Here is a 19,992-nt window from a genome sequence, read left to right as displayed (position 1 = left end):
TACACATCTTGTCATATGATCAAATGGTTTCGCCAAAAATCAATAATCAGACAACAAAATGTGCGAACTCGATATTTTACACGACTCTCTTTACCAATTCTGCCCCGAATTACACTTAAAACGACTCAACAGCTTAACGTTGGCTTGCCACGCCTTACTTGACTGTAAAACTCTCACTCTTACCGAACTTGGCCGTAACCTGCCAACCAAAGCGAGAACAAAACATAACATCAAACGAATCGACCGATTGTTAGGTAATCGTCACCTCCACAAAGAGCGACTCGCTGTATACCGTTGGCATGCTAGCTTTATCTGTTCGGGCAATACGATGCCCATTGTACTTGTTGACTGGTCTGATATCCGTGAGCAAAAACGGCTTATGGTATTGCGAGCTTCAGTCGCACTACACGGTCGTTCTGTTACTCTTTATGAGAAAGCGTTCCCGCTTTCAGAGCAATGTTCAAAGAAAGCTCATGACCAATTTCTAGCCGACCTTGCGAGCATTCTACCGAGTAACACCACACCGCTCATTGTCAGTGATGCTGGCTTTAAAGTGCCATGGTATAAATCCGTTGAGAAGCTGGGTTGGTACTGGTTAAGTCGAGTAAGAGGAAAAGTACAATATGCAGACCTAGGAGCGGAAAACTGGAAACCTATCAGCAACTTACATGATATGTCATCTAGTCACTCAAAGACTTTAGGCTATAAGAGGCTGACTAAAAGCAATCCAATCTCATGCCAAATTCTATTGTATAAATCTCGCTCTAAAGGCCGAAAAAATCAGCGCTCGACACGGACTCATTGTCACCACCCGTCACCTAAAATCTACTCAGCGTCGGCAAAGGAGCCATGGATTCTAGCAACTAACTTACCTGTTGAAATTCGAACACCCAAACAACTTGTTAATATCTATTCGAAGCGAATGCAGATTGAAGAAACCTTCCGAGACTTGAAAAGTCCTGCCTACGGACTAGGCCTACGCCATAGCCGAACGAGCAGCTCAGAGCGTTTTGATATCATGCTGCTAATCGCCCTGATGCTTCAACTAACATGTTGGCTTGCGGGCGTTCATGCTCAGAAACAAGGTTGGGACAAGCACTTCCAGGCTAACACAGTCAGAAATCGAAACGTACTCTCAACAGTTCGCTTAGGCATGGAAGTTTTGCGGCATTCTGGCTACACAATAACAAGGGAAGACTCACTCGTGGCTGCAACCCTGCTTACTCAAAATCTATTCACACATGGTTACGTTTTGGGGAAATTATGAGGGGATCTCTCAGCGCGTAGTTTGCCTCTATCGCTGCCATTGTCGTTTCAAATTCGACTGTCTCAGGTGATGCCGCTAGCGCATCCAAAAATTCTTTAAGTTCCATTATTTCTAGTTCCTAGTGTCTTTTCATCTTAGGTGTTCGACATACGTTCAGATTAAAACTGACACATTTGTTTCATCAAAAGCCAATATAAGAGTCATAAATCATAAATATATTCAGAGCCTTATTTAATAACACATCAATCAATGCACTATTCCTCACTGTTGTAGTGAATGAATAGATATCTAATTTAGGTGCATTGAGCAACATTGTATCTGCTTAATAAGGAAATATCATGACCACCCCATTTAAGGCAATAGGCGTATTGGCATTATCTTCACTTGCCATCGCATGTTCATCTCAACCTGACGATTCTCTCTCTTCGTTTGCAGCTCAGTGTAAAGCATCGGTAGCACCTGTTGCTGGGGAGACATCCATCCAAGGTTTGACCTTTATGGGAACGTCTATCGCTGACGCACCATTCGATACATCGGCAGCAGAAATCGTTCAATATGATGCGTGTACTGACAAGCTATACGTGGTCAACGCTCAAGCAAAGCGTGTCGATGTGCTTTCTATGGATGACAACGGCGCACCAACGCAAACCGCATTCATCGATCTCAACAGCGCAGGTGAAGCGGCAGGCGTTGAAATTGGTGCGGCAAACAGCGTTGCTGTCTTTAATGGTTTAGTCGCTGTTGCGATTGAAAACAGTAATAAGCAGGCGAATGGCATTGTTGGCTTATACCGCTCAGATGATTTGTCGCTGATCACCACCTTCCCTACCGGCGCACTGCCAGACATGGTTGGCTTCTCAAAAGATGGCAGATACATTGCGACAGCAAACGAAGGTGAGCCAAATGGTGACTATAGTGTCGATCCAGAAGGCAGCATCACATTGATCGACTTGAGCCAAGGCGTAAACCAAGCAGAAGTCACGCAGATTGGTTTCAATGAGTTTGATGGGGCACGTAAGCCTGAATTACCAGCTGATGTTCGAATCTCTGGTCCAAATGCCACGGTGGCGCAGGATCTAGAGCCGGAATACCTCACCTTTGCTGAAAACGGTAAAATCTACGTTGCGCTGCAAGAAAACAACGCGATGGCAATTGTAAACCCTGAAAGCAAATCGGTAGAGAAAATTGTTGGTCTAGGCGAGAAATCTTGGTCTGACTCAAAACTGGATGCGTCTAACAAAGACAAAATTATTGGCAACTTTAAGAGCTACCCACAATTGGTTGGTCTGTATATGCCAGATACCCTCGACAGCTACTCGGTAAACGGTAAAACGTACATACTCTCTGCCAACGAAGGTGACGGTCGTGAATATGGCTTCAAAACAACACAAGCTCTATGTGACCAAGCGGGCTTTAAGTGGGATGAAGACGATTACCTCGGTACAGATGAATATACTTCACAGCAAGGTACCTGTTTAAGCCATGTTGACGAAGTGCGCGGTAAGAAGCTAAAAGTTGCAGCAGATCACCCGCTGGCAGAGGCGCTAAAAGATAACAAGCAACTCGCGCGTCTAAAAGTGATTAAGCCTGAACAAACGCTTTCTGCGCAAGACAATGTTCAAGCCTTTGGCGCACGTTCATTCTCTATTTGGGATGAAAACGGTGAGTTGGTTTTCGATAGTGGTGACGATTTCGCGACCATCGCACTAATGAATGAAGGTAAAAACTTCAACAGTACCAACGATAGCAATGACAGTGGCGATGACCGCAGCGACGACAAAGGCATTGAGCCAGAAGCGATTGAAGTAGCACAAATCAATGGTCGTCATTATGCGTTCATCGGTTTGGAGCGCCAAGGTGGCATCATGATTTATGACATCACAGACCCGAAACAAGCGCAGTTCATGCATTACGTAAACCGTCGTGATTACAGCCAACCCGTTTGTACGGAAGTGGAAGATGGCGAATGCGCGAACGACACTTACAATCCAGAAGTAGGGGATCTGGCGCCAGAGTCAATCAACTACTTTGCTCGTAACGGACAACACTTTATCGCAGTAGGCAATGAAGTGTCAGGCACGACGTCTGTGTTTCGAATTGAGCTTTAATACCCACTCTTCAAGAGAACAAAATAAAAAAGTAAAGCGCCCGAACTTAAGTCCGGGCGCTTTTTGTTTATAACGAGTGAACATAATCACTCAGCTCTATTCCTCAATCACCAATGCATCGCACTTCGAAGCACAGATAAAGTCGTTCTTATGCAAACCTTTAATAGAATGACTCCACCACGTGATGGTCACTTTGCCCCACTCCAGCAAGATAGATGGGTGATGGAATTCATCTTCTGCAAGCTCAGCAATCTTGTTGCTAAACGCCCACGCTTGCTTGAAGTTCTTAAACTTGTAGACCTTCTCAAGTTGAGGAATCTCATCTCTCTCAATGATCTGCCAATCTGATAATTGCAGCAGCAAAGACTGTTGTTCCTCTTTACTAAGTGCAATGGCATCGATACTACAAGCTTCGCATTTTTGTTCATTCAACATGAGCAGGTTCCTTTGGTTCAAAAAGTGGTGGAAGCAATCCGGCTTCAATCGCTAGATCGGCTTGTTTCAATAAATTCAGTTGGCTAATTTGGAAAAGCTGGGACAAATCTTCAATCACGTAGTATTTCGGCTGCATGATGTCGATGCGATAAGGGGTTCTTAGCACAGTTTGCAGGTCAAACTCGTCTCTAATCGCGATGTCGCTTTCCAATGAATAGATGGTTTCTCCCGGAGATGAAAGGATGCCGCCACCGTAGATCTTGGTTTTGTTACCCTCTTGAACCAAGCCGAACTCGACTGTAAACCAATATAGACGCGCAAGGTACCCTCGCTGCTTTGGTGTCGCGGCTTGTCCAAGCTGTCCGTAGTGCTCGGTAAAGGCGGCAAAATCAGGGTTGGTGAGCATGGCACAATGACCAAAAATCTCATGGAAGAAATCTGGCTCTTGTAGGTAATCAAACTCTTCTCGCGTTCTCAAAAACGTCGCGACTGGGAAGCGTTTATTGCCAAGCAAATTGAAGAAACGATCAAAGTCGATCAATGCAGGTACTGGCTCCACTTGCCAGCCCGTTGTTTCCATCAAGACACGATTGATTTCGGGTAGTTGTGGCACGCGGTCATGAGGTAAATCGAGTAGCTTGAGTCCATGTAGATACGCGTCGCATGCACGGTCTTGAATCACGCTCATTTGTCTTGTTACCAAGTCGCGCCAAATGGCATCCTCTTCATGGCTCCATTCTACCCTTCCATCCTGATCGACGGGTTTTGAATGATACTGAGTCATTGCACATCTCCGTTAACAAATTCTTTACATTAAGCCTATCTACACTCTTTTGTCCTTCCAATCCCCTGACCATTTTCCACTCAAAATTCGGGTGTAACATTTTCTTTACACAAACACCTAACACATTGATATACATAAGGAGCTAGTTTCTCCAACGAGTTTGACTTTATTTCTGGTTCACCTCAGACTGAAAACGTTAAAACTTTGTTATAGAGGGAGCTATGCGCGAGAGCAACAAAGTCTGGCAGCCGACGGAAGATCGAATCGAGCAAGCCAATATCACGCAGTTTATCGAGCACATTAATCGGCAGGGTTTCGAGCTCAAAAACTACTCTGATTTGCACCAATGGTCTTTGGAGCATAACGAGCATTTCTGGAAAGAGGTTTGGCAATTTTGCGACCTAATTGGCACGAAAGGCGATACCGTAAAAGCACAAGGTGAAAGCCGTTGGCAATCACCAATGCAAAATCGAGATACCGTGTGGTTCCCTCAAGCTCAAGTTAACTACGCAGAGAACCTGCTCAGTTTGGCAGAGCAACAAGCGGATGAGCTGGCGATTTGGTTTGAAAACGAACGCGGCGACAAACAGACTTACACATGGAAGCAGCTTTGTGACGAGGTCTCGAGCGTTCAGCAATGGTTAGTCGAATGTGGCATCAAGCAAGGCGATGTGGTTGCAGGTTATTTACCACATATGCCACAGACCATTATTGCAATGCTTGCTACCACCAGCTTGGGAGCGACTTGGACGTCCACCTCCCCTGATTTTGGCGTAGAAAGCGTTATTGAGCGCTTCGGGCAAGTGAAGCCAAAGGTTCTCTTCACCTGCGATGGTTATACCTTCAACGGCAAAACTTTCGATATGTCAGAGAAGAACCATCACATCGCAGATCATCTTGATGGACTGAAACAAGTATGTCAGATCGGTTACCTCAAACCGCATGTGTTCGAATGCGATGTTTGTACTCACGATTGGCAAAACATCATTAATCAGTATTCCCCAGCTCCGTTGCATTACACTCGCGTGGAATTCAATAGTCCGCTGTTTGTGCTTTATTCCTCTGGCACGACGGGCAAGCCTAAGTGCATCGTGCATTCTGTTGGCGGTACGATTCTTAATCATCTTAAAGAACATCAACTTCATTCAGATATTCAGCCTAAAGACCGCGTCTTTTACTACACAACTTGTGGTTGGATGATGTGGAACTGGCACGTATCTGCTCTAGCGAGTGGCGCGTGCTTGGTGATTTTCGACGGGAGCCCGGTTTATCCAGCACCTAATGTGTTGTGGGATTTAGCTCAGCGCGCCGAGGTGAGTCTCTTTGGTACTGCCGCCAAGTACCTAGAGGCGATAGAAAAAGCCGGACTGTCACCAATCCAAGATTACTCTCTCCCTGCTTTAAGAACTTTGTGCTCTACGGGCTCAGTGCTTTATCCAGAGCAGTTTGATTACGTGTATCAACACATCAAGCAAGATCTGCACTTGGCTTCTATTTCAGGCGGAACAGACATCTGTGGCTGCTTTGTATTAGGCAATCCTATCTCGCCTGTTTATCGTGGTGAGTGCCAGTACGCCGGCTTGGGTATTGATGTTCAAGTGTTTGACTCGCAAGGTCAAAACGTGAGTGAACAACGCGGTGAGCTCGTCTGTGTCAATTCCATGCCTAACTTCCCTGTCGGCTTTTGGAACGATACAGGGGAGCGCTATCACAATGCGTATTGGGACAAGTTCGATGATATCTGGCATCACGGTGATGATGTCGAGCGTAGCACCAAAGGTGGATTCGTTTTTTACGGTCGTAGCGATGCATTGTTGAATCCAGGAGGCGTGCGTATCGGCACTGCGGAGATTTATCAGCAGGTAAATGCCATTGAAGGTATCGTCGATTCCATTGCCGTTGGTAAAGAGATCGAGCGAAACGAACAAATTTGGCTGTTTGTGCAGACCGCTTCGGGTGTCACTTTAGATGACGGATTAGTATCAGAGATTAAGTCGCGTCTCAAAACGTCCTGCTCGCCAAGGCACGTGCCAAGCCAAATCTTCGCCATCAGCGACATTCCTAAAACACGCTCAGGAAAGTTGGTAGAACTTGCAGTCAAACAAGTCATAAATGGTAAGGAAGTTGAGAACTTAGGTGCGATTGCGAATCCGAACGTTTTAGAAGAAATTCGACAACTCACCTTTGTCTAGCGAATCAAAGGAAACAAAAAAGCGAGCTAAATAGCTCGCTTTCCTTATGTTCTTTGTCGGGGATTAACGGCGACCTACGCCCATTAATACTGACATTGTGTGACCGTCTGACGTGATTTCGAAGACCTTCTTCGTTTCTACCTCAGTAAAGCCAGCTTTGATAAGTGCGTTCTCTGATTTCGCTAGCGTGAAGCCTTCTTTTGCTGAATCTGCGATCCAATCAAAATGAACGAAGTGACCACCAGCGTTGAGTAACGAGTGAGCGATCTCTAGAGACGTTTCGTAATCTTCGATGAACGCCAACACTGAAGAAGCAACAACTAGGTCAAACTGACCACGGAATGCTGGGTGCTGAGCGACTAGACCACGCGTCAATGCGTCAACAACCGGTTCTACATTCTCTAGCTCTTTCTTATCAAGCTCTTCAATCATGGCTTCAGATGCATCCAGCGCCACAATCTCTTTTGTGGATGGCGACAATAGTTGGCTTAACTGCCCTGTCCCACATCCAAAATCCAATACTTTAATGCCATCAAGCTGAGTAAGCTGTTGTAACTGTGCAAACACCGACTGAGCAAATTGATCTGTTGCTGGGTTAGATTCCCAATTCTTTGCTAAGCCGTCCCAATCTTGTGCCATCGTGGCCTCCATGTTCACTTCTTGTAACCCCCATAGATTACCGCAAAAACGCCAAAACACCATAGACTTATCTGGCGAATCCGTGTTTTTTTCGATAATCTTTCTAGGCGTCAGTACGTTCATTCGTCTACGCTATCGATTCTCATCATTTCAGTTTAGGTCTTTTTTAATCATGAACTTATCGCAAGTTGAAGCCTTTTGTACCATTGCCGAGTATGGCTCCGTCTCGGAGGCTGCGCGTCAACTCGATTGCAATCGTACTAAGCTGAGTATGGCAATTAAGGCGCTTGAGAAAGACCTAGACGTCGAGTTATTCACTCGTACTGGCAATCAGCTAACACTCTCTGAAGCAGGGAAAGCGATTTTTAAAGACTGCGAAAACCTGCTCGTAACCGCACAGCGAATCAAAAAGACTTGCGCTCAAGTTTCTGACGGCTTCAACGCCGAGGTCTGGGTGGCACGTGATGACTCGCTGCCAGACGAACTGTGGCAAGAGCTATCTCATACTCTAAACAATCGCTTCCCGTCGACAACCTTCAACTTAATATTGGCGTCCAGTGGTGACCTTTCAAATTTAGTCAGTACACAACAAGTCGACTTTGCATTTGGCGTGGACTACGAACGTGTCGACGATCCTCATATTGTCTACAATCCTCTAGGCAAAATTCGCATGATGTCAGTATGCAGCTTCGAACATCGCTTAAGTAAGATGCGCCGTGTCACAGACGAAGATTTGCGTAACCAGATGCAAGCGTTGATGGTGTATTTGAACGAGAAAGACAACCCGGAGCTGCAACCCTTTTCTACTCGATACATTGGCTTCTCCAGTTTTGACTACATGCTGAATACCATTTTGGAAGAAGATGCATGGGGCGTATTGCCAGAGCCACTGATCCGACATTACTTGAGACATCAGAAACTTGCAGTGATCAAACACACTTATGGTTTGACGCAAGAAGACTACTGTATGTTCGTTCCAAATGGACAAACAGAACACCCAGCCATGAGTTGGTTGGCCGATAAGTTAAGCGAGTATTTATTCGACTTCTAAACATATTGCAGTGAGCGTCAATTAAATTGACAGCGAGATTTTAGCGCAAGCTATTGATATATAATAAAATATATATAAACCCTCATTTCATCGTTTAAATGTCACACAGTTTTCATTTGCTTAAATTTACCCCAAGGAGAAGAATGTAAGGGTGTAATAATTTAAGGCATCTTTTATGTGTGACAGGACAAGCAAAAACGAAAACCGTATCTTAACCTTCTCTGCCCTTTTAGCATCTGGGTTTGCAGTCGGAGGGATGGTACTTGGCTTGCTTGTTGGGTCGATCGTCATCGTATTTGACGGTGTTTATTCTCTAGTCAGTCTGCTGTTAACTTTATTGTCACTGGCAGCTTCTTACTACATCAGCAAGCCATCAAAATCTACTTTTCCTTTCGGCAAAGCTGTACTTGAACCTATCGTTATCGCTATCAAAGCAGCCGTTATTTTAGTTGTTGTTGCTTTCTCATTATTCTCTGCGGTAACAGCGTTGATGACAGGCGGTCGTGAGGTAGACGCTTCCATCGCAACCATCTTCGGTGTGGTTAACGTCGTTGGTTGTGGTTACGCTTGGTGGTTTATGGCGAAGAAAAGCCGTCGTTTTTCATCAGGTTTAATCGAAGCCGAGAAAAAACAATGGCAAATGGATACGCTACTTAGTGTTGCAGTAACCCTTGGTTTTATCGCTGCATGGTTAGTATCACTGACACCGTATGCACACTATGCGGTCTATGCAGACCCTATGATGATGGTGTTGATGGGCTTCTACTTCCTTAAAGTACCATTTGATATGCTAGTTGGTGCCCTACGTGAGCTGCTAATGATGACACCTAGCAAAGAGCTGTGTCAGAGCGTTGGTAAAGACGTTCTTGAGATTGAAAAAGTGACTGAGCACCAATTGAAATTGGCGGGCGTAACTAAAGTTGGTCAAGAGTTACGAGTAAATGTGGACGTGCATGTGGATGACGACACGCTAGAGCTTGATACGCTAGAGCACACTCGTAAGCAACTTACTAAGCGACTATCGAAGCACAGATTCAAGCTTCAATTACAATTGAACGTCGCGTATTAGAGCGCCACCTGAAATCATTAGAACTCGAAAGAAAAGCTCCCAATCTCGGGAGCTTTTTGCATTTCTTCGATTGATGCACTTACAACCCCCTCCAACTCCCCCTTTTATTGACTTACGTTGCTTCGCATTTGAATACGGTGTTCAAGGGGGAGAGCTATTCTTTGCTAACTTCAGCTAGCCGCTCTTCTACTGCTCCGGAGAATGCTCATAGTGAGCAATTGATTTATTCTCGGATGCAGGAACAGTCCCTCCCCTTTAACTCAGGGATATTGAGAACTTAGGTGCCAAATACAAGGGGAGGTTAGGAGGGGTTAGTACACTGAACTGTGACTTGTGAACTTGTAACCCCCTCCAACTCCCCCTTTTATTGACTTACGTTGCTTCGCATTTGAATACGGCGATTAAGGGGGAGAGTTATTCTTTGCTAACTTCAGCTAGCCGCTCTTCTACTGCTCCGGAGAATGCTCATAGTGGGCAATTGATTTATTCTCGGATGCAGGACCAGTCCCTCCCCTTTGGCTCGGGGTGTTGAGAGCTTGGATGCCAAATACAAGGGGAGGTTAGGAGGGGTTGGTACATTGAACTGTGGCTTGTGAACTTACCCTCTCCTACAGAAAGCTTATCCAGCCGCTTCGCGCTTCTCTTTAGTAACCAGCCAACACATCAGCGAACCAACCGTCACCATTACGACCCCTTGCCAAAAGCTGTGGCTCAAAGTGACGCCTAGAATAATAGAAGAAAACAGAGCAGAGAAAATCGGCGTAAAGTAAGACAAGGTTGCGAGAAACACCATATTGCCGCCAACAATCGCGATATTCCACAACCCGTAACCACCAGCCATTAAAGCTGCAGAAGCCACTAAGTACCCCATCGCTTCCCAACTGAATGCCATTGGCGATTCATCAGTAAAGGCGTATTTGATCCACAAAAAGATGGCTGTCGCGATAAAGAACAAAGTAATCGCGTTGTGCTTCGATTGTTGTCTTTGAGTCAGATTGCAATACACAGCCCAGATGACTGCGCCTGCAAATGCCATGAAGTAAACAATCGGATTGCTACTGATGTTCGCCATTAACTGCGTCGGTGATAAGCCGCTATCACCACTGACCGTCCAAGCGACACCAATGAATGCCAACATAACTGCCGGGTACAGTAGCCAGTTTGGCTTTTTGTTACTGCCCAATACCGCAAACAAAACGGTTAGTGCCGGCCATAGATAATTGACGATGGAAACTTCAATCGCCTGAGAACGAGAATTGGAGTAGCCCAATGCCAACGCGAGGAAGATCTCGTAGCAGACAAACATCGCTCCACCGAGAACTAAATACTTGGGTGAGAAATACGACAGTTTTGGGATGCCAACCACAATCAACAGAAAAATGGAGCTCAGAGAATACAGCATGGCTGATCCGCCCACGGGTCCCAAACTTTCTGTGACCAATCTTGCGATGCCTAACAAACAGCTCCAAGAGAGAATGGCGATACAACCATAAAGGGTGAAACGAAACTGATAGGATTGCATGTTATCTATGTGACCTACTGCTCATGAATGCCAAAGGAAACTGCAGCTTAACTCAAAAATGATCCGCTTCAACGTACTCTTTTTCCAAAATCGGTATAAAAACCACTCTATTAAGCGGTTGGAGTCGATATGAAACATTTTCTGCCTTCGAGTGTCATGCTGACACCGTTTGTTGTGCGCTACTATGAGGAAGACGACGAAAGTGAAAACGTTGAAACACATTCGGAAACGCATGGTCTAGATAGTGAAGAGCAATCTAAGGAACGTTCAGAGTAAAGGAATCCAATCATGAAAAAAGTCGCAGTCATTTTAAGTGGTTCAGGCGTTTACGACGGTTCTGAGATCCACGAAGCCGTATTGGCGCTCTACGCCATCGAGAAAGCAGGTGCAACTTGGCATTGCTTTGCACCTAACATTGACCAACTCCACGTCATCAATCACCTAACTGGTGACGAAATGGATGAAACACGCAACGTCTTGATCGAATCAGCTCGTATCGCTCGCGGGAATATTGACGATGTCGCCAAACTTAACGTTGATGAATACGATGCCCTACTGCTTCCCGGTGGGTTTGGTGCCGCGAAAAACTTAACCGACTTCGCCGTCTCAGGCGCAGAGTGTTCGATTAATACTCACGTCGCCCAAGCGTGTCGTGCATTCGCTCAAGCAGGCAAACCTTCAGGTTATTTATGCATTGCACCAACTATTATCCCGATGATTTATGATCAAGGTGTAAAAGGCACAATTGGTAACGATGAAGCCACTGCAGCAGCATTCGGTCATATGGGGGGTGAGCACGTCAATTGTCAGGTGGATGAAATCCATTTCGATGAAAAACACAACGTGCTTTCAACACCAGCTTATATGTTAGCGGAGAATATCTCCCAAGCCGCATCAGGCATTGAAAAACTAGTAGATAAGTTAGTTAAAATCGCCTAAATCGAAAACGTTTGCTTAAAACACACCATACTAATCCCCATTGATAGACTACATATTAATGGGGATTTTTTATACTTTAGTCGAATTGAGAGATAAACCGTACGAATCTTGTTATTTTTGCCAATCGTTTGCGTGATAAATGAGATATTTCAGCTACGTTAAGTAGGTGTTGCACCATCTCACTGTGCAACAAGACTGTCATCACACTTTCAGCCCTCAAGATACCCCTAAGGGGTTAAACTTGTCCTAGATCAATCTAAATCAAGAACGGGGTATGCAAGAGTAAATGACAGATTAAGAAAGATTATTAAAAATAACGACGGAGCAATCCAATATGACAAGTGCATTTTTTATCCCTACCGTAAACCTAATGGGCGCTGGTTGTCTGAAAGACGCAGCAGACAGCATCCAATCTCAAGGCTTTAAAAAAGGTTTGATTGTTACGGATAAGATTCTTAACCAAATCGGTGTAGTAAAGCAGGTTCAAGATCTACTAACAGAACGCGACGTAGCAACTGTTGTGTTCGATGGCACTCAACCAAACCCTACTATCAGCAACGTTAACGACGGCTTGGCACTTCTTACTGATAACGAATGTGATTTCGTTATCTCTCTTGGCGGTGGTTCACCACACGACTGTGCGAAAGGTATCGCGCTTGTTGCTTCTAACGGCGGCAAAATCGCAGATTACGAAGGCGTAGACCAATCTGCAAAACCAATGATGCCACTTATCGCAATCAACACGACTGCGGGTACGGCATCTGAAATGACGCGTTTCTGCATCATCACTGACGAAGAGCGTCACATCAAGATGGCTATCGTTGATAAGCACACAACACCGCTTATCTCTGTAAATGATCCAGAGCTAATGCTAGCTAAACCTGCTTCGCTAACTGCGGCAACAGGTATGGATGCCCTAACTCACGCGATTGAAGCTTACGTATCTATCGCAGCAACACCAATCACTGATGCGGTAGCAATCAAAGCGATTGAACTTATCCAAGCGTACCTACGCACAGCAGTGAAAAACGGTGAAGATCTAGAAGCTCGTGAACAAATGGCATATGCACAGTTCATGGCGGGTATGGCGTTCAACAACGCTTCTCTAGGTTACGTACACGCAATGGCACACCAACTTGGTGGTTTCTACGACCTTCCACACGGTGTTTGTAACGCGATTCTTCTACCTCACGTACAGCGCTACAACGCGCAAGTATGTCCTGAGCGTCTACGTGATGTAGCAAAAGCAATGGGCGTAAACGTAGAAGGCATGTCTGCTGAAGCAGGCGCAGCGGCAGCAATCGACGCTATCGTTACTCTAGCGAAAGATGTAGGTATCCCAGCAGGTATTAAAGAGCTTGGTGCGAAACTAGAAGACATCCCAACACTAGCAGATAACGCACTGAAAGACGCTTGTGGTTTCACTAACCCTAAACAAGCAACTCACGAAGAAATCTCTAAGATCTTCGAAGAAGCGATGTAATCTCGCTACATAAACAATTCTCTAGCCTTAATTCAATCCCCGATCTCGTATCGGGGATTTTTTTACATTCTTATACAATCCATGCTCTGCAAAACGTTCTCTTTTAGTGTTAGCTTTTAAGCATTAATACGATTCATATTGGAAGGAACCATGAGAACGATTGCTGCTGCCCTACTCGCTTGTTTATCCTTTTCTGCCAACGCTGCCGAATACCGCGCTAACGAAGTGGCGAATGGATTTCAGACCCCTTGGGGGATCGAGTTCTTAGATAACCAACGCGTTATCGTCAATGAAAAGAACGGTACGGTTTCGTTGCTGGATATCGCCACAGGCAAACCTCAAAAGCTGTTTAACGTCCCCGATGTGAACACAAGTGGACAAGCTGGCTTATTGGATGTCGCGCTCGCACCGAATGCCGATAAGCAAAACCCGCAACTCTTCTTTACCTACAGCAAGCGAACGAGTAAAGGCAATACGGTGGCGTTAGCGACGGCGCAATTGCAAAACAATCAGCTTGTAGGTTGGAAAGATCTCTTTGTTGCTGATGCCATCACCGACACAGGTCGCCACTACGGCAGTCGAATTTCATTTGTAGACGACAAAGTTTACTTCTCAATCGGTGACCGTGGCGAACGTGATAATGGGCAAGACACTCAAACCCATGCTGGCAGTATTCTGCGCCTTAACCTTGATGGTTCGGTTCCACAAGACAACCCATTCAAACCTTCCGAAGCTCGTCCTGAGATATGGAGTTACGGGCACCGCAACCCACAAGGTATGTTTTACGACGAAGCAACAAAACAGCTGTGGTCGATTGAACATGGACCACGCGGCGGCGATGAAATTAACCTAATCAAGAAAGGCGCGAACTTCGGCTGGGCTAAAGTCTCTCATGGTAAAGAATATTGGGGACCGTTGGACGTCGGGGAAGCTAAGTCGTTACCGGGAATGGAAGATCCAAAGTTGGTGTACATCCCTTCTATCGCACCCAGCAATATGATTTTGTACCGTGGCGATAAATACCCAGAGTTGGACGGAAAAATCCTCGCTGGTGCATTGAAACTGGCGCACATCAACGTGGTCTCTATTGAGAATGGCAAGCTCACCGAATCAAAAAGATTGATGGAGAATCTTGGTGAGCGAGTAAGAGATATAACCATCAGCCCCGATGGTTATATCTACTTTTCTACCGACAGCGGCAAAATATTTCGTCTTGAGGAGAAATAGTTTTCTCTGACGAGCTAGTCAAAAAGCTAGCTCTTTAAACTCACTGCCACTGTTTCATTGTCAAAATCGAGCGTCATGGTCGAGCCCAATGGAACGGTAAGCATTGGGTGGGTATGACAGCTATCAAAATCATACAAAATCGGCAGTGGTTGACCGTTAAGTACTTCTAGCAACACGTCTATAGGTGCTCGTCCTGTGCCTTTATCGTTGAACTTTTCATGCTTGCCAAGAACAACTGCACTGACTTTTTCAAACACACCGGATAACTTGAGCAGCGCAAAAGAGCGTTCGACCGTTTCAATGCCCTGCAAACAATCTTCCACTAGCAAAATATCGCCTTGTTCGATACTCGGCATAAACTTACTTGCCCAAATACCCGTCATGGTATTGAGGTTGCCACCAATCAAACGCCCTGTGATCTTGCCTTCACCTTTGAAGTGCCACTGGTTTTGCAAGGTCTGTTTCGCGCGGTCTTGCTCGCCCCACTCTATCCATTCATCGGTCCACCCTTGAGGCATTGTGTATTGATGCGCCAAGCTATCTAGCGTATTCACAATCGATTCGAACGAAGCGAAGGTCTCGTCCACCAGTGGCGGGAATTCACCCAGAGATGCCACTAAAGCGGGACCATAGAAAGTGACGATGCCGGTTTGTGCATAAATGCCCATGAGTAGAGCCGTCACATCCGAATAGCCAACAATGATCTTGGGATCCTTCTTCAACGCTTCGTAGTCGATGTAAGGCAGCAAAGAGTTACTGTTGTAACCGCCAATGGTCGACATGATACAGCGCACTTGAGGATCACGAATCAGCGCATTCAATTCTTCTACTCGATCTTGAATCGAACCCGAGCGGTATTGGTCAGTTTTGCCCGTTAAGCTGCCTGCTTTTAGCTGGTAACCATGAGATTCCACGTACGCTTTGGCGCGCTCAAAACGCGCTGGTGCAAATACCGTGGCTGGGGAGGATGGCGAGAAAAAGCCGATGGTGTCGCCTTTTTGTAATGGTTTAGGAATGATCATGCGCGTCCTTGTTTTGTGATACATGGTTGATTTATTTTCGTACAATCTAAGCAGAAGAATCTAAACTTAACAATAACCTTTTGTTTTTTAAAACGATAGTTCGGTTAAGTTGTACGAGGTCATTATGATTCCATTCCCTTTACAGCTCGATAAAATTAAAGCCGTGGTGTTTGATTTAGACAACACCTTGGTGAGTTCTGATATGAACTTCGGCGAATTGCGACAACAGCTAGGTTGTCCGCAGAGTGAAGATCTATTGGATTTTGTCGACGCACTTGAGCATCCTCATCATCGAGAGCACGCTCATAACGTGATATTTGATTACGAGATTTCAGATGCTGAGCAGTCTGCTCCAATGATTGGCTGCCATGAATTACTCGCCCACTTGCATCAAAATGAAATCAAAACCGCTATCGTGACGCGCAACTGCCAAATCGCCACGCAGCGCAAACTAGAACACAACCAAATCTCTGTGGAGCGTGTCATCACTCGTGAATGCTTCCCGCCCAAGCCAGACCCTTTGTCTCTGCAGGTATTGGCGAAAGAGTGGCGCTTGATGCCTGATGAAGTGCTTTATGTCGGCGATTACCTTTACGACTTACAGGCCGCGTATAACGCGCAGATGCCCTCTTGCCTTGTTCATCATGGTAATCAAGAAACCTTCAATGATTCAGCCTCGTTGGCGCTTAATGAACTCAGTGATTTATTGAGCCGTTTCGAATCTTTACCACGCAAATAAAGCACACACATAAAATACGCAAACAAAAAAAGGGGCACCAACGTGCCCCTTATGACTTATTCCCGATTGTTTCATGCGTTCCCAAGGATTGCTTGGGTGATGCGCTGCTTAGCCTTGTAGGTAAGCGTTAAGCATCCACATTAATTTTTCTTGCTCACGGATGTAGTCACCCATCAATGCCGCTGTACCTTCGTCATCTGCTTCACCCGCGTTTTGTAGAATCTCACGCTGTTTTAGAAGTAGAACGCTAAAGCCTTGAACCAGACCTTGTACACACTCCTCACCAGAAGTCGCGTTTTGATGTTCTTTAATTTCACTTGCTTCCAAGTAGTTGCTGAATGCGTGCGCTGGCGTATGACCCAAAGTTAGAATACGCTCTGCAAGCTCATCGATTTTTGTTTGTAGATCCGTGTAGATCTCTTCAAATTTTACGTGCAGTTCGAAGAATTGCGCACCTTTAATGTTCCAGTGGTAACCGCGAGAGTTCATGTACAACACTTGGTAATGCGCTAGCAGTTGATTTAACTGTTGAGCTAGTTGTGCTGATTGTTCGCTGTCTAGACCAATTAGGCTTACTTGTTTGTTCATAATCTTGCTCCTAGAAGGATGATACCAATCGTAGTAACGAACGATTCTCTTACCGGGATTGGTATAAAGTTTAAAAATTCTTTTGCAGTATTTGCTGCCGATGGAGTCATATTACGACTCCGGCTCGGTGAAGAAAATTTGGTTTTAACTATGATTTAAATAGCTAAATCCAATGAGCAAGTAGACGAATATCGGCGTATCATCCAACAAAAAGCCCCAACCCTTTTTGTGTAAAAAGGATTGGGGCTTTTTTACTATTTGGTTAACGTTCAAAAGTAGATGAACAGACCTAAACCTTATCTACGCCGTTTTAAAAGTTGCCATCTGTTGATTCAGCTCAGTAACTTGCTCTTTTACTTGCAATGACGTCTCTGATGCACGTTGGCTGTTATTCGAAACCTCATCCACTGATTGAGTAATACCGGACATCAATCCAGTGATCGAATTGGTCGCATGAGATTGCTGCTCTGCCGCTGCCGCAAGCTCTGCCATTTGTTCATTCAAAGAACCAATTTGTTCAGTAGTGACGAGCAAACGAGTTACCGCTTTTTCAATGTGCTCAGCGCCCTGCTCCGCAAGTGATTGGCTGTGTTCTATCTCCTCAACCACCGAATTGGTCGAGCGTTGAATCGCATTGATGATGCCGTTGATTTCTGTCGTCGATTGAGTAGTGCGAGTCGCTAACATACGTACTTCGTCCGCCACAACCGCAAAGCCTCGCCCTTGGTCGCCCGCACGCGCTGCTTCTATCGCGGCATTCAATGCCAGTAAGTTGGTTTGCTCTGCCAAGCCTTCAATCACTTCCGTAACTCGGCCAATGGCTTCGCTCTCTTTGCTTAACTGCGTCACTTGCGTGCTCGCGGTTTCAATGCTGCCGTGCAAGCTTTCCATGGTGACTTTGTTTTGCTCTAGTGCATCGCGACCTTGTTCAATCTCGCCTTTTGAATCAGAAAGCTTCTGCACCGATTGATTGGCTTGATCTAGGGTGTTACGCGCGGCTAAAGCGATTTCATCCAATTGGCTTCCCATTTCAAAAATGCTGGTTTGTTGCTGTTCTAAATTCGATGAGGTGACTTGCGCCGATTCCAACAAAGCCCCCATACTGGTATCCACTTGATGCGCTTTTTCACTCACCCCTGCCACAATGCTCGCTAACGATTGGTTCATGCGGTTAATCGAATCGGTAAGGTCTGCCAATTCATCTTTCCCAACAACAGTGAGCGGAGGCTGAGAAACATCTCCTGAAGCGATCGTCTTTGCACGCTCCGATAAGTTTTTCACTCGGCGACCAATGGTATTGCCCATGTATTTTGAAATCGCTACTGCGGCAAACAAAACCAATGCCGCAGCAATCAACATAGTGGTGAGTACGTTCTTGATCGACTGATTAATGCCCTGTCCACTTTGATCAGCACGACTTTGCTGAGCCAATACGATCGTTTCTAAGCTTTGGTCTAGTGCATCCGCTGCTGGCAACAGTTCATTCGCCATTAACAAGTTTGATTCATTCCACTCTGGCGATTGACGCAATGCAATTACCTGCTCTGCTAAAGGAAAGTACAGTTGCTGCATTTCCTTAAACAGTGACCACAATGATTGGTCGTTATCAGTCAGTCTGTCGAGTTTACTGTCGATTTCCGCTACAGACTGATTATGGTACTTAATCAAGTCGTGGTATTTGTCCAAATGATCTTGCTGCCCGTACAACAGGAAATCTCGCAGAGCAGACAGTGCATTGGCGAGCGAGGTATAGCTATCCGCGTAAACTTTAAACAGACGCTTTCTGTCTCCACCAAATGGGTTTCCTGACTCTTCATTAATTAAGCTTTGAAGCTGATCAAGTGCCACTTCTGCAATGGGTGCCGCTTCGTTAATAAAGAGGTTGTGCGCGGGTAAGTTCTCATCGCTGTGGCTAAGTTCAATCAGCTTGTTTAGAGAAACTTTTACTGCGTCCCACTGGCTTTGGATCGCTTGAAAATCCTGTTCAGAGATCAAAGCCTGCAAAGTCGGAAGCGACTCGTCTGTAGATGCCATGATATTGCGAACGTCCTCACTCAGACGTGCGCTCGCCTCTTCATCGCCACCTAGCAACATGTAGGCTCGAATAGAAGACAGTGACGCTTGAACGGACTGTTGTATACCGCGACTGGTGTCGACGGTCGGTAGATCAGATTTAAGTAACGAAGAGGCGTGTTGCTCTACGGTGGTGACGTTGCGATACGTGAATACCGCTGATGCCATAAAAAGTACGGCTAGCAGCACAAAACTGAGCTGCAACTTCCCTGATATCGTAAGGTTCATCCATAAACTCCTGACAACGATGAGCCTTAAATATAACGATGTTTACAAAAATGTTAAATACAGGTATCAAAAGTTACTAAGAAAACCATGTAAACCACTATTTCAAGCCAAGAAATGGGACTTATTCGAAGTATGGTATGCGCTCACTACGTAAAATCAGATAATTAACGTAAGTGGTTTCTAAACAGTCTTGCTCCCACAACGAGAGAATCCGCTTGGTGGCAAAGTAGTAATCTTTATTACGCAGTAACACGCCCACCGTACGGCTGAGCTGCTCAAAGCGCTGTTGCTCATTAGCAGAGATGTAATTGTCTTCATTCTGAATGATGGGCGCCAATCCATCGGCAAACCAATTGTTCAGAATTTCACGCATCTCTAGTTCTGACTCCGGCACATCGATACTCGACAACTCACGATGCTGTGGTGGTGGCACTATGTACTTCGATGCTTTTGGCGAACTGACATAACGGTACATGTCGCTCCTCCTTATAATTCACTCTTTAATTAGATAAGAATACTTTTTTCAATTTCCAAGTTTTTTTCTACAGCTCATAGAAAGAAGCCCAACAAAAAAGCCATGCAAACTAGGCTCTGCATGGCTTTGGTTCGGGCAGCAATGACACTGC

General features: G+C 45.5%; 18 protein-coding genes and 1 pseudogene. 10 read left to right on the top strand and 9 right to left on the bottom strand.

Going from position 1 to position 19,992, the window contains the following annotated elements; genetic code table 11:
- Positions 1 to 58 precede the first annotated feature (58 nt).
- On the top strand, positions 59 to 1,267 hold the full coding sequence (locus tag KJB05_RS21890; protein WP_001352368.1) for an IS4-like element ISVsa5 family transposase: 1,209 nt from the start codon (positions 59 to 61) through the stop codon (positions 1,265 to 1,267).
- Between the two features lie 13 nt (positions 1,268 to 1,280).
- Here KJB05_RS21890 and KJB05_RS21885 read toward each other — a convergent pair.
- A pseudogene (locus KJB05_RS21885) lies at positions 1,281 to 1,373 on the bottom strand (type III effector); the annotation flags it as partial.
- Between the two features lie 232 nt (positions 1,374 to 1,605).
- Here KJB05_RS21885 and KJB05_RS21880 point away from each other — a divergent pair.
- On the top strand, positions 1,606 to 3,375 hold the full coding sequence (locus KJB05_RS21880) for a choice-of-anchor I family protein (protein ID WP_208444493.1): 1,770 nt from the start codon (positions 1,606 to 1,608) through the stop codon (positions 3,373 to 3,375).
- Between the two features lie 96 nt (positions 3,376 to 3,471).
- Here KJB05_RS21880 and KJB05_RS21875 read toward each other — a convergent pair whose 3' ends face one another.
- Both KJB05_RS21875 and phhA read right to left on the bottom strand, forming a co-directional pair.
- Positions 3,472 to 3,810, bottom strand: a complete 339-nt coding sequence (locus tag KJB05_RS21875; RefSeq protein WP_009704713.1) for a 4a-hydroxytetrahydrobiopterin dehydratase — start codon at positions 3,808 to 3,810, stop codon at positions 3,472 to 3,474.
- A complete protein-coding gene (gene phhA / locus KJB05_RS21870; RefSeq protein WP_045495922.1) occupies positions 3,800 to 4,594 on the bottom strand; it encodes a phenylalanine 4-monooxygenase in 795 nt (264 codons plus the stop codon). The genes KJB05_RS21875 and phhA overlap by 11 nt, the downstream gene beginning before the upstream one ends.
- Before the next feature lie 221 nt (positions 4,595 to 4,815).
- Here phhA and KJB05_RS21865 point away from each other — a divergent pair, with 221 nt between their 5' ends.
- Entirely contained in the window at positions 4,816 to 6,786 is a 1,971-nt protein-coding gene (locus tag KJB05_RS21865; protein WP_208444492.1) for an acetoacetate--CoA ligase, read from the top strand.
- 63 nt (positions 6,787 to 6,849) lie between these two features.
- On the opposite strand, the gene KJB05_RS21860 is transcribed toward KJB05_RS21865, so the two are convergent.
- The gene (locus KJB05_RS21860) at positions 6,850 to 7,548 is read right to left on the bottom strand and encodes a class I SAM-dependent methyltransferase (RefSeq protein ID WP_208444491.1); all 699 of its coding nucleotides are present in this window, start codon (positions 7,546 to 7,548) and stop codon (positions 6,850 to 6,852) included.
- A 49-nt stretch (positions 7,549 to 7,597) separates the two neighbouring features.
- On the opposite strand from KJB05_RS21860, the gene KJB05_RS21855 reads away from it, so the two are divergent.
- Both KJB05_RS21855 and KJB05_RS21850 read left to right on the top strand, forming a co-directional pair.
- Positions 7,598 to 8,476, top strand: a complete 879-nt coding sequence (locus KJB05_RS21855; RefSeq protein WP_009704717.1) for a LysR family transcriptional regulator — start codon at positions 7,598 to 7,600, stop codon at positions 8,474 to 8,476.
- Positions 8,477 to 8,651: 175 nt separating this feature from the next.
- Positions 8,652 to 9,545 carry a cation diffusion facilitator family transporter gene (locus KJB05_RS21850; RefSeq protein WP_208444490.1) on the top strand — a complete coding sequence of 298 codons (894 nt, stop codon included), beginning with the start codon at positions 8,652 to 8,654 and terminating at the stop codon, positions 9,543 to 9,545.
- Between the two features lie 619 nt (positions 9,546 to 10,164).
- Here KJB05_RS21850 and yddG read toward each other — a convergent pair.
- Positions 10,165 to 11,067, bottom strand: a complete 903-nt coding sequence (gene yddG / locus KJB05_RS21845; RefSeq protein WP_208444489.1) for an aromatic amino acid DMT transporter YddG — start codon at positions 11,065 to 11,067, stop codon at positions 10,165 to 10,167.
- Positions 11,068 to 11,196: 129 nt separating this feature from the next.
- On the opposite strand from yddG, the gene KJB05_RS21840 reads away from it, so the two are divergent.
- The 4 genes from KJB05_RS21840 to KJB05_RS21825 all read left to right on the top strand — a co-directional run bounded on the left by KJB05_RS21840 (position 11,197) and on the right by KJB05_RS21825 (position 14,716).
- Entirely contained in the window at positions 11,197 to 11,343 is a 147-nt protein-coding gene (locus tag KJB05_RS21840; protein ID WP_005453721.1) for a hypothetical protein, read from the top strand.
- A 12-nt stretch (positions 11,344 to 11,355) separates the two neighbouring features.
- Positions 11,356 to 12,006 carry an isoprenoid biosynthesis glyoxalase ElbB gene (gene elbB, locus KJB05_RS21835; RefSeq protein ID WP_188014297.1) on the top strand — a complete coding sequence of 217 codons (651 nt, stop codon included), beginning with the start codon at positions 11,356 to 11,358 and terminating at the stop codon, positions 12,004 to 12,006.
- A gap of 334 nt (positions 12,007 to 12,340) precedes the next feature.
- Positions 12,341 to 13,489: an L-threonine dehydrogenase gene (yiaY, locus tag KJB05_RS21830; protein WP_005442614.1), complete on the top strand. Its 1,149-nt coding sequence runs from the start codon at positions 12,341 to 12,343 to the stop codon at positions 13,487 to 13,489.
- Between the two features lie 150 nt (positions 13,490 to 13,639).
- Complete coding sequence (locus KJB05_RS21825) at positions 13,640 to 14,716, top strand: PQQ-dependent sugar dehydrogenase (protein WP_208444488.1); 1,077 nt, start codon at positions 13,640 to 13,642, stop codon at positions 14,714 to 14,716.
- A 26-nt stretch (positions 14,717 to 14,742) separates the two neighbouring features.
- Here the strand turns inward: KJB05_RS21825 and KJB05_RS21820 are convergent, their stop codons facing one another.
- Entirely contained in the window at positions 14,743 to 15,738 is a 996-nt protein-coding gene (locus tag KJB05_RS21820) for a S66 peptidase family protein (RefSeq protein ID WP_208444487.1), read from the bottom strand.
- A 124-nt stretch (positions 15,739 to 15,862) separates the two neighbouring features.
- Between KJB05_RS21820 and KJB05_RS21815 the strand changes: the two genes are divergently transcribed.
- Complete coding sequence (locus KJB05_RS21815) at positions 15,863 to 16,477, top strand: HAD family hydrolase (RefSeq protein ID WP_005388252.1); 615 nt, start codon at positions 15,863 to 15,865, stop codon at positions 16,475 to 16,477.
- A gap of 108 nt (positions 16,478 to 16,585) precedes the next feature.
- On the opposite strand, the gene KJB05_RS21810 is transcribed toward KJB05_RS21815, so the two are convergent.
- The 3 genes from KJB05_RS21810 to KJB05_RS21800 form a co-directional block, all read right to left on the bottom strand.
- Positions 16,586 to 17,065 carry a Dps family protein gene (locus KJB05_RS21810; protein ID WP_005388254.1) on the bottom strand — a complete coding sequence of 160 codons (480 nt, stop codon included), beginning with the start codon at positions 17,063 to 17,065 and terminating at the stop codon, positions 16,586 to 16,588.
- A gap of 300 nt (positions 17,066 to 17,365) precedes the next feature.
- The gene (locus KJB05_RS21805) at positions 17,366 to 19,366 is read right to left on the bottom strand and encodes a methyl-accepting chemotaxis protein (protein ID WP_208444486.1); all 2,001 of its coding nucleotides are present in this window, start codon (positions 19,364 to 19,366) and stop codon (positions 17,366 to 17,368) included.
- 121 nt (positions 19,367 to 19,487) lie between these two features.
- A complete protein-coding gene (locus KJB05_RS21800; RefSeq protein WP_005375589.1) occupies positions 19,488 to 19,841 on the bottom strand; it encodes a hypothetical protein in 354 nt (117 codons plus the stop codon).
- Between the last annotated feature and the right edge of the window lie 151 nt (positions 19,842 to 19,992).

It is taken from the genome of Vibrio sp. B1ASS3, assembly GCF_905175355.1.
Taxonomy (GTDB): domain Bacteria; phylum Pseudomonadota; class Gammaproteobacteria; order Enterobacterales; family Vibrionaceae; genus Vibrio; species Vibrio owensii.
This window is presented reverse-complemented; position numbering and strand designations above follow the sequence as displayed.

Coding starts and splice junctions, on each gene's coding strand:
- KJB05_RS21875 (WP_009704713.1), bottom strand. CDS start 3,810: ATGTTGAATGAACAAAAATGCGAAGCTTGTAGTATCGATGCCATTGCA.
- KJB05_RS21880 (WP_208444493.1), top strand. CDS start 1,606: ATGACCACCCCATTTAAGGCAATAGGCGTATTGGCATTATCTTCACTT.
- KJB05_RS21820 (WP_208444487.1), bottom strand. CDS start 15,738: ATGATCATTCCTAAACCATTACAAAAAGGCGACACCATCGGCTTTTTC.
- KJB05_RS21840 (WP_005453721.1), top strand. CDS start 11,197: ATGAAACATTTTCTGCCTTCGAGTGTCATGCTGACACCGTTTGTTGTG.
- KJB05_RS21805 (WP_208444486.1), bottom strand. CDS start 19,366: ATGAACCTTACGATATCAGGGAAGTTGCAGCTCAGTTTTGTGCTGCTA.
- KJB05_RS21890 (WP_001352368.1), top strand. CDS start 59: ATGTGCGAACTCGATATTTTACACGACTCTCTTTACCAATTCTGCCCC.
- KJB05_RS21810 (WP_005388254.1), bottom strand. CDS start 17,065: ATGAACAAACAAGTAAGCCTAATTGGTCTAGACAGCGAACAATCAGCA.
- phhA (WP_045495922.1), bottom strand. CDS start 4,594: ATGACTCAGTATCATTCAAAACCCGTCGATCAGGATGGAAGGGTAGAA.
- KJB05_RS21865 (WP_208444492.1), top strand. CDS start 4,816: ATGCGCGAGAGCAACAAAGTCTGGCAGCCGACGGAAGATCGAATCGAG.
- yiaY (WP_005442614.1), top strand. CDS start 12,341: ATGACAAGTGCATTTTTTATCCCTACCGTAAACCTAATGGGCGCTGGT.
- KJB05_RS21815 (WP_005388252.1), top strand. CDS start 15,863: ATGATTCCATTCCCTTTACAGCTCGATAAAATTAAAGCCGTGGTGTTT.
- KJB05_RS21860 (WP_208444491.1), bottom strand. CDS start 7,548: ATGAACGTACTGACGCCTAGAAAGATTATCGAAAAAAACACGGATTCG.
- elbB (WP_188014297.1), top strand. CDS start 11,356: ATGAAAAAAGTCGCAGTCATTTTAAGTGGTTCAGGCGTTTACGACGGT.
- KJB05_RS21825 (WP_208444488.1), top strand. CDS start 13,640: ATGAGAACGATTGCTGCTGCCCTACTCGCTTGTTTATCCTTTTCTGCC.
- KJB05_RS21850 (WP_208444490.1), top strand. CDS start 8,652: ATGTGTGACAGGACAAGCAAAAACGAAAACCGTATCTTAACCTTCTCT.
- KJB05_RS21855 (WP_009704717.1), top strand. CDS start 7,598: ATGAACTTATCGCAAGTTGAAGCCTTTTGTACCATTGCCGAGTATGGC.
- KJB05_RS21800 (WP_005375589.1), bottom strand. CDS start 19,841: ATGTACCGTTATGTCAGTTCGCCAAAAGCATCGAAGTACATAGTGCCA.
- yddG (WP_208444489.1), bottom strand. CDS start 11,067: ATGCAATCCTATCAGTTTCGTTTCACCCTTTATGGTTGTATCGCCATT.